Source organism: Chryseobacterium sp. KCF3-3 (assembly GCF_045865955.1).
Classification (GTDB): domain Bacteria; phylum Bacteroidota; class Bacteroidia; order Flavobacteriales; family Weeksellaceae; genus Chryseobacterium.
The window spans coordinates 1765691-1778158 of record NZ_AP035792.1; the positions used below are offsets into that span (position 1 = coordinate 1765691).

Below are 12468 nucleotides of genomic sequence, written 5' to 3' on the forward strand. Positions count from 1 at the left end.
TTTTATAAGAATTGGAAGATGATATCCAGGATATAATTCATCAGAATCAAAAAAATAGTCAGCATGGTTATTAGTTTTTTATTTTAATATCTTATTGATTTCTGTACGTAGTAAATCCTTTTTTCGGGTTCTTCATCTACAATCATAACCCGGGTTCCGTGCTCCAGCCTGCTTCCGTCATTGCTTCTTACCATCAATGTCATAGGATCACTTCCGATGAAGACTTCCATCATTCCTATTTTATCATCCTGAATACTGGATTTTAGGCGTCCTTCTCTTCCTAAAAAGGCATAGGACAATTCTCCTTTATGATTGATCTCTTTAAAAAAGGGATTCAGGGGCTTTAGAATTATTTTGGTTAATAGCATTCCCCCAATCATCATTGGAAAGAGAATCAGTATTCCTGCCCATGTGGGAAGTGGAATGAAATAATTCAGATAAAATGAGCCCAGCCAGGTAATCAGCAATGAAAGTGTAAGAAAGTATGTTACCGGAACAATGTCCAGATTCAGAAATTTCAGGAAATGCATCCATGCCGAAGGATCATGATCAGGAGCGTGGAGATGACCATCCGGAACGTCTATATCTGCATCAGCATCCAGATCGGAATGAATTCCAACATCGATATCCAGCCCGGTAAGAATGGTGAATAGCCAATAGACTACCGAAAGTGCCAAAAGGACAGTCAGCACCGTATTCACCGGAGAAAATGCTACATTCAAAAATTCCTGAAAGGTCATATATTAGCCTTTTTTAAGGGTTTCTTTTAATCTGTTTAAAGCTTCTTCAGCTTTTGTATCACTATTGTTTACTACGGCATCTATCTCTTCATCAATGCTTTTTCCTGATTTTGAAAGATCAGAATAAGCTTCTGCAAGGGCTTCCTGCTGTACAACACGATCCTTCAGTTTTTCCAGCATACTCACTGTACTTCCGGTGTCCATCTGGGTCATCTTCTGATTGATATCTTTTGTGGCTTCACTCACCTGAACTCTTGCTTTCAGGGTTTTCAATTCGTTTTCCCATTTGGCAATGCTTGATTTCAGATGGTTGATATTACCCTGCATTTTTTCGCAGTCATCATACAGTTTCTCATGTTCTTTCTGAAGAGCTGTTGCATTTTCCAAAGAAGAGGTCTGTTTTTTCAGTGCTTCTTTAGCAAGGCGGTCTGCGTCAGCGGTTTCCACCTCTCCTTTTTCTGCTTTCTGAACAATGACTATAGCTTTATTATAATAATCATTGGCGGTCTGCTGTTCTGTTTCTGCGTCATTCTTTTTACGTATGGCAAGCGCTTTCAATTGAGCAAGTGCTTCTATACTTTTTCCCAACTGTTCTTTCATTTCACGGATTCCCTGTTCCGTTAAATTGATTGGGTCTTCAAAGCTGTCGATCACAGAATGGATCTCTGCTTTTCCTATCGTTAACAATCTTTTAAAAATGTTCATTTTAAATATCTTTTGTGAATTACTTACTCATTTCAAGCATTTCTGTTGTAAATTCCCCCACAAGGATTCCTAAAGAATTGATGGAAGCCATCACTTCGTTTTGCGCCATATTATCGGTTGGGAGTGTATCTCTGAAAATCACCCTTCTTCCGCTTCCGTCCAGTACAAATGCTCCGTGAACGATGTCTCTGTTTTTCTGAAGGAGTCTCAGAAATATTTTTTCGGATGGGTTTTTGATTTCAAAAAGAAACTGTTCCATGATCAGAATAGAGTCTGATATTATAAGGATCATGTTTTTTATCCCGTTGGATTCTTTTTCGATGATTAAGATTCTCTGAGCCTCATCTTCCAACGTGATGTTAAACTCATAATCTAACAACCACTCTTTGACCGTTCTGAATATTTGATTTCTCATGATGGCTGGTTTAGTGTTTTATTTTTCGTCTACACAAATATAAAATAAAATTTTCAAATTGCAAATATTATTAGCAATTATTTATTTCAGATTCTCTATCTTTGCAAAAAAGATTAGACAAGATGAGCTTCTTTGGAACTAATATTAAAAAAATAAGACAGGTTAAAGGACTGAGTCAAAAGGCTTTTGCCGATTTATTTGATTTAAACAGAGGAGTAATAAGCTCTTATGAAGAAGGTCGCGCAGAACCTAAGATAGAAACTATATTAAAGGTAGCCAATCATTTTAACCTTAATCTTGACAAATTACTGACCGAAACCCTTCAGGTAAACCAATTAGTAAGCGTTTCTGATATAGACCAGCTGATGCTTTTCCCGGAATTGGCCATTCAGAACAGCAAAGAAGCACACGAAAAAACGCAGGAAAGCAATCCAAACGAACCCTTATTGCAAAAAATATTAGCATCCGTGAATTTGGTGTATGAATTTACCTCTGAAAAAACTTTGCTACCGCAATATCAATATGGTGATATTTTGTTTTTGAACAAAGCAGATCAGAAAACAGAATCTGTCAACAACCTTCTTATTTATCAGGATGGAAACCTCGTGCACGCTACTGACAAGCCATCAGCAGCAAACTCCGAGCAAGAGTATTATAAAATTGTAGGATACGTTTCTACTGCTGAGAAAAATATTTTCACCAGTATTTTTGAGAGGCTGGAGAATTTGGAACGTAAAAATAGTATTAAATGATCATTTTTGCAATCCACTAAAATGATATAGCCTTATAGGACAAATAAAAAAGCCCTCCGTAATACATTACAGAGGGCTTTGTACCCCAGACGGGACTTGAACCCGTACGTCCTTGCGGACACAGGATTTTAAGTCCTGCGTGTCTACCAGTTCCACCACCAGGGCATGGTGTGGGCAAAAAAAAAGATTCGAACCAGAGGTTCCAACCTTCTTAACGACTCTAAAAGAGAACTTTTAGAATAGTGCGGATGAAGGGACTCGAACCCCCACGCCTCACAGCACCAGATCCTAAGTCTGGCGTGGCTACCAATTACACCACATCCGCTGGTTTTGTTGATCTGAATACTCAGATTCAACCTGATTTCTTACAAATATAAGATTTTTATTTAAAGAACACTCTCTATTAAAACAAAAAACCCTCCGTAAGATATTACAGAGGGTCTTGTACCCCAGACGGGACTTGAACCCGTACGTCCTTGCGGACACAGGATTTTAAGTCCTGCGTGTCTACCAGTTCCACCACCAGGGCATGGTGTGGAGCGAAAAACGGGATTCGAACCCGCGACCCCAACCTTGGCAAGGTTGTGCTCTACCAGCTGAGCTATTTTCGCATAGTGCGGATGAAGGGACTCGAACCCCCACGCCTCACGGCACCAGATCCTAAGTCTGGCGTGGCTACCAATTACACCACATCCGCTGGTTTTTTATATTGTAAGTTTTAAAGAGCTTGCTTCGTTTTTGTGAGTGCAAATATAGGACAATTTCCTTTACTACCAAACTTTTCAAGAAAAAAAAATAAAATTTCCACATTTTTTTTTCATGCCTTCTTTTATTACATTTCATTTTCTTACTTTTACATCGTTAATATTTACGATATGGAATTACAAGGAACGGTAAAGAAACTTTTTGATGCTCAAACATTTGCGAGCGGGTTTCAAAAAAGAGAAATGGTTATTTTGACCCAGGAACAGTATCCACAGCCGATAAACATAGAATTTTTATCTGATAAAATCAGTTTATTAGATAACCTTAAAGAAGGAGAAAACGTAAAGGTAGGAATCAACATCAGAGGGAGAGAATGGGTTTCTCCTCAGGGTGAAACTAAATACTTCAACTCTATTACAGGGTGGAGAGTAGAGAAAGTTTTTGACAATGGTTCTGAACCTACTCAGGCAATGCCTCAGCAATCTGCATCTCCAGTTTCTAACGAGAATCCGTTTGCCGGAGATGACGATGATGATTTACCTTTCTAATTAAAGAATAAAGATCAAATATAAATCCTGCTTTTTGAAGTGGGATTTTTTTTCTAAAAATGGTCCGATTAGACGAAAACGAGATTTCATTTCCTGACCCAGAGCTGTATGAAGGTCATGAGGGAGTGGTTGCTTTTGGGGGCGACCTGTCCGTAGAACGTATTTGGTTTGCTTATCAGCTGGGCATTTTTCCATGGTACAATCCCGGAGAGGAAATCCTTTGGTGGTGTCCTGATCCAAGATTTGTTCTTATTCCTGAAGAATTAAAAGTCTCAAAATCAATGAGAAAAATCTTAAACAGGAATGTTTTTACTTTCTCTGAGAATAAGAATTTCAGAGAGGTGATCAGAAACTGCCAGCAGGCTACCCGAAAAGGACAATCAGGAACATGGCTTTCTGATGAACTGATGGATTCTTTTATCCAGCTTCATGAATATGGTTTGGCCAAAAGCATTGAAGTGTGGCAGGATGAAGAACTTGTAGGTGGCTTTTACGGATTGCAGATTGGAAATGTTTTCTGCGGAGAAAGTATGTTTGCTAAAGTAAGTAATGCTTCAAAAGCAGGGTTTATCAATTTTGTAGAAAGCAACAAAGACAATATTGAATTAATTGACTGTCAGTCACATACCGAACACCTGGAGAGTCTGGGAGCAAAAATGATTCCCAAAAAAGAATTTCTAAAAATCTTACACGAAAATAATGAACGCAGATAAAGAAAAGTGGGTTCTTCTGGTTATCCTGAGCATTATCTGGGGATCATCCTTTATTTTAATCAAAAAATCGCTGGAACATTTCAATCCGTTTCAGGTTGGATCTTTAAGGGTTCTTATTGCCGGCATTATTCTGCTTCCGGTTGCTATTTCCAATTACAAACTTTTCCCTAAAAAACATTTGAAATGGTTAATTCTGGCTGCTTTTACCGGGAATTTCATTCCGATGTTTCTGTTTCCGATTGCTGAAACCGAAATAAGCAGTAGTATTGCAGGGATTATCAACTCCATGATGCCCATTTTCGTCATTATTGTTGGAGCTTTGGTATGGAAGTTCGAAACAACAAAAAAACAAATTGTAGGCACGTTAATAAGCTTCACTGGAGTCTGTATTCTGGCTTTTGGTGGTGGAGACAGCGGAGAATTGAAAATGATCCCGATTCTGTTGCTTTTATTGGCTACTTTATGCTACGCAATGAGTACAACGACCGTGAAGTCTAAGCTAATGGAGGTATCTTCTACCGTTTTATCTGCTTTTGTTTTCTCATTTGTTTTATTATTACCTTCCATTATTGCCTTAACAGGCACAGGATTCTTTTCAGAATTCAGCTTTTCAAAGGATAACCTGATGGGACTTATGTTTGTCAGCCTTTTATCTGTTTTCGGAACCGGATTGGCAATGATGATGAATTATCGTTTATTGAAAGTTTCCTCTCCTCTTTTTGCTTCAACCGTCACTTTGGTAATGCCAATCGTTGCCATTATCTGGGGAATTATTGATGGTGAAAAACTCACTTATTTACAATTCATAGGAGCCGGAGTTATTATTGCCGGACTCATATTTTTAAGAACAAATCCAAAAAAATAAAATTATGTTATAAATTAAATTATATTTGGATGATTTAACTTATAACTATGAAAAAACTGCTACTTTTTGGGGCTATAGCCTTATCTACACTTTCTTGTTCCAACTCTGATGACACTCCTTTCGACAACAGTGATCCATCTAATCAAAGCGTAATTCTTCCCACGAAGATGACTATGGACGGTATTGTAATGAAAATCAATTACAACGGAACTAAAATCATCAGTATGATTAACAACATTAATCATGGACAAAGAGTGGAGTTCTCCTATACCGAAGATTATATTTCCGGGATTAAACATTATGAAAATAATGTTCTTGAAAGCGCTGTAGAATATGGATATTCTAATGGGCGAATGGCTTCAGCTATTATAAAGGAATATTCCACTACCGGAACTGTACAGAATACGGTTACATTTACTTATAACTATACCAGTAATACAGAAATCAATGTAAAAAGACAGACCAATTCAGGGACTGGAGGATCCTCTACCATTAACAGTGTATTTACGTACAGCAGTGGAAATATGGTAAGTAACGTAGGATCAGGAGCCGGAATCGTCAATGGAAATACAGTTAATTACACGGAAAAAGAGACTTATACCTATACTGATAAGAACTATCCTTTCAAAAATGTCAAAGGTTTTGACAAAATTATATTTAACGGAAATGAAAGCAGCGATGGGATAAGTATGCTATTTTCGAATATTAAGAACAGCTTAAGCACTTATAAAGGAGAGTTTACCAATACTACAGCCGGAGGAGGAACAGCTGCAGGAACAACCTCTCATAAGTATACAACAACGTTTAATACTGCGGGTTATCCATCTGAAGAAAGCAGACAGTCTCTTGATATGAACGGAAATGCAAATACCAGCGCTCCGGATAAATTTTTCTACGAATACAATTATCAATAAAAAAAACCTGCATTTCTGCAGGTTTTCTGTTATTTGTTAGAGAAATCTAGTTCTTTTTCTTCACTTTGCTGGCTTTGACCTTTTTCACTTCGTCTTTAATGAAAGGATATTTTTTCTGCATATCCTTAGCTAAAGAAGGATCAAGTTCCAATGCTTTCTGAAGAGATTCCATTCCTTTATCCTGGTCTTTCAGATTGTAAAAACAATTGCTCAACTGATAAAACAGCTCGGCTCTGTAATGTTTTTTAATGGCTCTGTTCAAGACTGTTACCGCGTCTTCATACTCTCCTACCAACATTAAAACTTCTGAATAGGCATACCAGTTGTAGAACCTTGAAGGCTCTGCATCCACCAGTTTTTTAAGACAGGAAAGACTTTCTTCAAACTTCCCTGAATCAATGAACAAAAATGCCAATCTCTTCTGATAGTCAAGATTATTTTCATTCAGCTGGGTAGCTTCTTTGGCATAATGCAATGCTTCAGACATTCCGCCCATTTCTTCATAAAGATAAGACTGCTCCATCATTGCAAGATAAAACTGAGGGTCTTCTCTCAATGATTTCTGAAATGAGTTTAAAGCTAAAATAGGCTGTTTTAAGGCCTTGTTGCATAATCCGATCTTATAGAAAGTAAATGCTTTTGTATATTCCAGCTCCAGCATTTCTTCATAAGTTTCGATGGCCTTCTGGTATTGTCCCAAAGCTTCATAACAAGCTGCTTTATTGGCATATACTCCTACAGAGTTTGAATTGATTGCCAATAAATAATCGTAGCCTCTTATCGCTTCATCATAATTTTTTCTGTTGAAATAGAATTGTCCGTATTCAAACCATGCAGTTTCAGAATAAGGGAATTCATCTAAATATTCATTAAGAAAGGCAATAGCCTCCTCACTCTTATTCAGGTCACTGAAACACACCATACAGTTTTCCAACGAATATTCATCCGTAGGATCTTCCTTCAGTGCTTTTCTGTAATGTTTAAGAGCGTTAAAAGGATCTCCAAGATTCACATATTCATCCGCAATAAAGTTGTGGAGAAAGTTTTCTTCTTCCTCTAATGTTAAAGCTTTTTTGCAGATTTCAATGGATTTTCTGGGATTTCCTAAGTTCGAATAATACTTGGCGTAGCAAACCAAAAAGTCTGTATGCTCCATAGAAGCGCCTTTCAGTTCGTCAATAAGTTCTTTCGCCGTATTATACTCTTCCCACTCCAGAAGGATTTCAAGTCTTTTGATCTTAATATCCAACGAATTAGGGTGAAGCTTGAGTCCGTAATTAACAGCCATGTCAGCGTAATTAAAATCACCAAGCTCCAAATAATAAACAATAATGTCTTCCAGCTCTTCGGTATCGAAGTAGAATTCGTCATTGTTTTCCATCATTTCCTCGAACTTTTTTACAAGTTCATTTCCAAAATACTCTTCCAATAGTGTCCTCTTTGTCGGCCCAACGCTTGAATTTGCTTACAAACCTCGGCAAACGTTTAGTTAATAATACATCTGAAACTGATATTCAAATATTTATGCAAAGTTGCAACTTTTTTTTGAATATTCCATTTCATAAATTTCTATTATAAAAATAGTAAAAAAAGAAAACCGATAAAAGGATTGTGGATAAAAAAACGGAAATTGGGGTTAAATTCTTATGACAAGGCGTTTTCCGCTTTCTATCTCAGCGTTCCATATCGTTTCGATATTTTTTATATTCACTTCTTGTGTTTCCATTTTAATTTTTCCTTCAACTGCTGCCTGAAACATTTCAGGGATAATTTCTGAAAATAGAAGTGCTGATTCTTCTTTTGTCCAGCTTCCCAATCCTGATCCTGAAATCTGAATATCAGTTCCTCTGAGGATCTGTGAAGACAGCTGAATGGTATCACCACTCATTCCTCCTATAGTTACCAGCTTTGTCTGATGAGAAAAGGTTCCGTCTCCTTTGAAAGCAGACAAGATCATTTCTACAGAATGTCCCCAGATATAATCTATGATAATATCTATCGGTGTTTCCTGATGAATTTCTTTTATTTTTTGCTTAAAATCTTGATCATTCAGTTTTAGAGAAACGACCTCATCAGCACCCAGCTCAAGTAAAGACTGCAAAGATTCTTCATTTCTTCCGGTAACAATAATCTTCTGTGCTCCATATAGTCTGGCAATCTGAACGGCAATTCTTCCTGTAATTCCTGTTGCTCCATTAATCAGGACAGTATTTCCAGTCTGTATTCCTGCCTTGAACTTTAATGCCATAGCAGATCCCATAACAGCGTTTGGTAATGCAGCAGCCAGAGAAAAATCCAGTTCTTCAGGAATCGGAATGATCATCTTTTTATCGGCTGCAGCCTTTTCAGAGACTGTTCCTTTTTTGCTGAAAAAATAAACCTTATTTCCGTTTTCAAGATATCCTGCTCCATCAGTTCCTATAACCGTTGGCTGGTGTTCCTGGTTTTCTGTGGAATAGTGATTTCCTCCTGCTCTGGCTCTGTCTAGATTTTTAATCGATGCGGCTTTTACAAAAACCAAGATTTCGTTTTCCTGTACTTCCGGCTCTTGAAAATCTGCATATTGAGGAATGCTTCCTTTTTCAAATACTACTGCTGCTTTCATTCTTTTAATTTTTATACAAAATTAGGAGGGAAGAAGGCTGCGAAGCGATAACATTTGTTATGAGTTTTGGATTTTGGGAAAGGATGATGGAAGTGGGAAGCCGAGAGTTTATAAAGCCGGTAATAGAGTTAACAAACGCAGCGTTCGCAAGGAAACAAGATATTCTTTGCGTGCATCGCGTTTAAAATTTAATAGAACAAGTCCGAAGTTATAGATTATCGCTTGAAACCTACAGCTTGTGACTTCCATCTTCCAACCTCTTAAAGTCTTTCTTTCAATATTTTGCTTTTGATTCTACTGAGATGCACCGTTGTAATCCCCAGATAAGAGGCGATATAATGTTGGGGAACTCTTTTAATAATGTCGGGTTTTTGTTTAACCAAGTTCAGGTATCGTTGCTGTGGGGTGTCTTTAATGAATGAAAAGAAGTGTTTCATATAATCGAAGACTCTTTCAAAAAGGGCATCCATAAAGAGGTTTCTGAGCTCAGGATTCTCGTAGACTTCTTCCAGGAAAGCATCTACATCAGGTTTATTGATTTTGTATAAAATACAGGGTTCTATAGTCTCAAACGAAACCATACTAGGCAAGCCTTTTTTAAAGCTTTCAAGGGAAGAAAACATTGTATTTTCAAGAAAAAACTGGAAGGTAGCGTCTTTTCCGTCATTATTATACCAGGCTCTAACGATGCCTTTTTCAATATAGTAAGCATTGTAGGAAATTTCACCTTCTTTTAAAAGCAAAGTTTTGGCAGGGACTTCCATACGCTGGAAACTGCCCAGAAATTTTCTCCACTTTTCTTTAGGGAAAGGAAATTTGTTTTTAATATGTTCAAACATTTCTGGTATAAAAAAAGAACGGACTGTTTGTCCGTTCTTCCTGTATTTTTAGATTAAACTCTTGATTTTAGCAATGATATCATCTCCTAACTGATCTGCCTCTTCCTGAGATTTAGCTTCAGTATAAATTCTGATGATTGGCTCTGTATTGGATTTTCTAAGGTGAACCCAATTGTTTTCAAAGTCTATTTTAACACCATCTACTGTAGAAACTTCTTCATTCTGATATTCCTGCTCCATTTTGCTTAAAATAGCGTCTACATCAATCTCCGGTGTAAGCTCTATTTTCTTTTTACCCATGAAATAGCTTGGATATCCGGCTCTTAATTCAGAAACAGTCTTGTTTTCTTTAGCTAAATGTGTTAAAAATAAAGCAACTCCTACTAAAGAATCTCTTCCATAATGTAATTCAGGGTAGATAATTCCTCCGTTTCCTTCTCCTCCGATCACAGCATTTTTCTCTTTCATCAAAGTAACTACGTTTACTTCTCCTACAGCACTTGCGAAATATTCTGAATTGTGAGTCTGTGCTACATCTCTCAAGGCACGGCTTGAAGAAAGATTGGAAATTGCTACTCCATTTTTATTTTTCAACAGGTAATCAGCAACGGCTACCAGTGTATATTCCTCCCCGAACATTTCTCCTTTTTCATCAATAAGAGCTAATCTGTCTACATCCGGATCTACTACAACTCCTAGGTCAGCATTTTCTTTTTTCACCAGTTCACAGATATCTCCCAAATGTTCTTTCAAAGGTTCAGGATTGTGTGGGAAATGTCCTGTAGGTTCACAATATAATTTGATGGTTTCACAACCTAATTTATCTAAAAGCATTGGGATAGCAATTCCTCCTGTAGAGTTTACAGCATCAAGAACTACTTTAAAATTCTTCGCTTTGATTGCTTCAACATCTACCATTGGTAAATCCAGGATCTGCTGAATATGGATATCAAAAGCATCGTCTCTTGTTTCATATTTTCCAAGATCATCTACTTCTGCATAATTGAAATCTTCACTTTCTGCCAAAGCCAATACTTCAGTACCATTTTCACCTGTGATGAATTCTCCTTTTTCGTTTAAGAGTTTAAGGGCATTCCATTGTTTTGGGTTATGAGAAGCAGTAAGAATAATTCCTCCGTCGGCATTCAGTTCAGGAACCATTATTTCAACGGTAGGAGTTGTAGAAAGCCCAAGGTCAACTACATTAATTCCCAATCCCTGCAATGTAGCTGTTACTAAAGAAGAAACCATCTGACCAGAAATTCTGGCGTCTCTTCCGATAATTAGGGTAAGATCTTTTTTGTTTTTATTATTTTGAAGCCAAGTTCCGAATGCAGATGCGAATTTTACCACATCCAGTGGTGTTAAGTTATCATTTACTTTTCCACCAATGGTTCCGCGAATTCCGGAAATAGATTTTATTAATGACATGATGTTTTTACTTTTATTTTGTTCTTTCTAAGTTTTCCAACACAAAGATACTTAAAAGACCCTTCAACTTATAGAACGGGAATCTTTTTTTGAATTTTATCATAGGTATTTTTCACAACTTTCGGAGGAGCAAAACGATACCCAATATATAACAGTCCATAGAGATTATTATTTTCTACAGTCTGATTGTTTTTCTGGTCATAGGCATAGGTTTTAAAATTCATTTTTCCTCCGAATAAAAACCGGTCCGTATTATAACCTATATGAAGCCCTCCCTGCATTCTTATGGTAGCATACTGGGCATTTTCTTTTGATCCTCCGTTCTGAAAATCTCTGTAACTGGAGAATTTCCCTCCAATTCCGAGGGCCAGGTAAGGGGAAATATTGACATTCTTCCCAATAACCCAATTATAGAAATATCCAATATTCCCTCCGATATTATATTGGGTTTCTTTGCTTTTTACTCCGTCAATTGTATTTCTAAAAACGGTAAGGTCATAATCCAAAAAAGGGACCCAGCTTCCACAGCTTTTATATTGCCATTCGCCTTGGGTATAGATACTTCTTGCTGAAAAATTTTTATTGAGAACATAAGACGTAGATCCACCAAAAGTCTGCACTCTTAAATCCGGAAACTTAATGTAGGGATCTCTTCCTTCCTGCCATTCGGGGGACAGATCTTTCATGTTTTCCACATAAAAGCCTTTTACATTTTTATAATAGACATTCTGAATGAATCTTCCAGGAAAAAATCTGAAACTTAAATCGGTATAAGAACTTTTCCCTTTCAATTCTTCATCATTATTTCCATCTAAAAATCGGGGTGCAAATGATATTGTTGCACTTATTATTCTATAATCTATGGAAAAGGAAGTTTTCGTTTTGTTGTTGATGGACAGAATTGTCTCGTTGACATTCTTCCCCTCTCCTTCTGAAAAAACATAGCTTTCAATATTGGTATCAAGATTCACACGAATCATCACCTGGTCTGCATAAGACTTGGTATTTGCGGTATCTGACTGTGCTTTTACCTGAAGAGCTGATAAAGAAAATAATACGAGTAATCCTGCCTTTAAAAAATTCAAATCGAATAATTTATATTAGAAAAATGAAATTACTATATTTTTTTCAATTATCCGATAAACCCAATGTTAAGAACAGCCGCAATCTTTATCGCAGTTGGTTCTTTTGGAGCTGAATTTCTTTGGCGCGAAATTCTTTTTAAGTACTTTGAAT

13 protein-coding genes and 5 tRNA genes are annotated in these 12468 nt (G+C 37.0%); 5 read left to right on the forward strand and 13 right to left on the reverse strand.

Annotated features, from left to right (window positions below; all coding sequences use genetic code 11):
• Positions 1–83 precede the first annotated feature (83 nt).
• Genes ACKTTZ_RS07825 through ACKTTZ_RS07835 form a run of 3 tightly spaced genes read right to left on the reverse strand, consistent with a single transcriptional unit; the run spans position 84 to position 1860 of the window.
• Complete coding sequence (locus tag ACKTTZ_RS07825) at positions 84–740, reverse strand: hypothetical protein (protein WP_034693955.1); 657 nt, start codon at positions 738–740, stop codon at positions 84–86.
• A 3-nt stretch (positions 741–743) separates the two neighbouring features.
• Positions 744–1445, reverse strand: a complete 702-nt coding sequence (locus ACKTTZ_RS07830; RefSeq protein WP_253317697.1) for a PspA/IM30 family protein — start codon at positions 1443–1445, stop codon at positions 744–746.
• A 19-nt stretch (positions 1446–1464) separates the two neighbouring features.
• Entirely contained in the window at positions 1465–1860 is a 396-nt protein-coding gene (locus ACKTTZ_RS07835; RefSeq protein ID WP_034693957.1) for a hypothetical protein, read from the reverse strand.
• Positions 1861–1982: 122 nt separating this feature from the next.
• Here ACKTTZ_RS07835 and ACKTTZ_RS07840 point away from each other — a divergent pair, with 122 nt between their 5' ends.
• Positions 1983–2612: a helix-turn-helix domain-containing protein gene (locus tag ACKTTZ_RS07840; RefSeq protein ID WP_407848210.1), complete on the forward strand. Its 630-nt coding sequence runs from the start codon at positions 1983–1985 to the stop codon at positions 2610–2612.
• 81 nt (positions 2613–2693) lie between these two features.
• Here ACKTTZ_RS07840 and ACKTTZ_RS07845 read toward each other — a convergent pair.
• From ACKTTZ_RS07845 to ACKTTZ_RS07865, 5 genes are all read right to left on the reverse strand, one after another.
• Positions 2694–2777: transfer RNA gene (locus ACKTTZ_RS07845), tRNA-Leu, on the reverse strand.
• A gap of 78 nt (positions 2778–2855) precedes the next feature.
• Positions 2856–2937, reverse strand: a tRNA-Leu gene (locus ACKTTZ_RS07850).
• 120 nt (positions 2938–3057) lie between these two features.
• Positions 3058–3141 (reverse strand) — tRNA-Leu (locus ACKTTZ_RS07855).
• A 6-nt stretch (positions 3142–3147) separates the two neighbouring features.
• A tRNA-Gly gene (locus tag ACKTTZ_RS07860) sits at positions 3148–3223 on the reverse strand.
• A 4-nt stretch (positions 3224–3227) separates the two neighbouring features.
• Positions 3228–3309, reverse strand: a tRNA-Leu gene (locus ACKTTZ_RS07865).
• A gap of 178 nt (positions 3310–3487) precedes the next feature.
• Here ACKTTZ_RS07865 and ACKTTZ_RS07870 point away from each other — a divergent pair.
• The 4 genes from ACKTTZ_RS07870 to ACKTTZ_RS07885 are packed head-to-tail and all read left to right on the forward strand — an operon-like array spanning position 3488 to position 6357.
• The gene (locus ACKTTZ_RS07870; RefSeq protein ID WP_034694219.1) at positions 3488–3865 is read left to right on the forward strand and encodes a DUF3127 domain-containing protein; all 378 of its coding nucleotides are present in this window, start codon (positions 3488–3490) and stop codon (positions 3863–3865) included.
• A 59-nt stretch (positions 3866–3924) separates the two neighbouring features.
• Positions 3925–4578 carry a leucyl/phenylalanyl-tRNA--protein transferase gene (aat, locus tag ACKTTZ_RS07875; RefSeq protein ID WP_407848212.1) on the forward strand — a complete coding sequence of 218 codons (654 nt, stop codon included), beginning with the start codon at positions 3925–3927 and terminating at the stop codon, positions 4576–4578.
• On the forward strand, positions 4565–5443 hold the full coding sequence (locus tag ACKTTZ_RS07880; RefSeq protein ID WP_253318024.1) for a DMT family transporter: 879 nt from the start codon (positions 4565–4567) through the stop codon (positions 5441–5443). Before aat ends, ACKTTZ_RS07880 begins: the two co-directional genes overlap by 14 nt.
• 47 nt (positions 5444–5490) lie before the next feature.
• Entirely contained in the window at positions 5491–6357 is an 867-nt protein-coding gene (locus ACKTTZ_RS07885; RefSeq protein ID WP_407848214.1) for a hypothetical protein, read from the forward strand.
• A gap of 46 nt (positions 6358–6403) precedes the next feature.
• Here the strand turns inward: ACKTTZ_RS07885 and ACKTTZ_RS07890 are convergent, their stop codons facing one another.
• From ACKTTZ_RS07890 to ACKTTZ_RS07910, 5 genes are all read right to left on the reverse strand, one after another.
• On the reverse strand, positions 6404–7786 hold the full coding sequence (locus ACKTTZ_RS07890) for a tetratricopeptide repeat protein (RefSeq protein ID WP_034693961.1): 1383 nt from the start codon (positions 7784–7786) through the stop codon (positions 6404–6406).
• 207 nt (positions 7787–7993) lie between these two features.
• Entirely contained in the window at positions 7994–8962 is a 969-nt protein-coding gene (locus tag ACKTTZ_RS07895; protein WP_034693962.1) for a zinc-binding alcohol dehydrogenase family protein, read from the reverse strand.
• A gap of 260 nt (positions 8963–9222) precedes the next feature.
• Positions 9223–9801 carry a Crp/Fnr family transcriptional regulator gene (locus tag ACKTTZ_RS07900; protein WP_407848217.1) on the reverse strand — a complete coding sequence of 193 codons (579 nt, stop codon included), beginning with the start codon at positions 9799–9801 and terminating at the stop codon, positions 9223–9225.
• A 48-nt stretch (positions 9802–9849) separates the two neighbouring features.
• Positions 9850–11232, reverse strand: a complete 1383-nt coding sequence (gene glmM / locus ACKTTZ_RS07905; protein WP_253318029.1) for a phosphoglucosamine mutase — start codon at positions 11230–11232, stop codon at positions 9850–9852.
• Between the two features lie 68 nt (positions 11233–11300).
• Positions 11301–12317 carry a DUF4421 family protein gene (locus ACKTTZ_RS07910; RefSeq protein WP_407848219.1) on the reverse strand — a complete coding sequence of 339 codons (1017 nt, stop codon included), beginning with the start codon at positions 12315–12317 and terminating at the stop codon, positions 11301–11303.
• Positions 12318–12468: the final 151 nt, after the last annotated feature.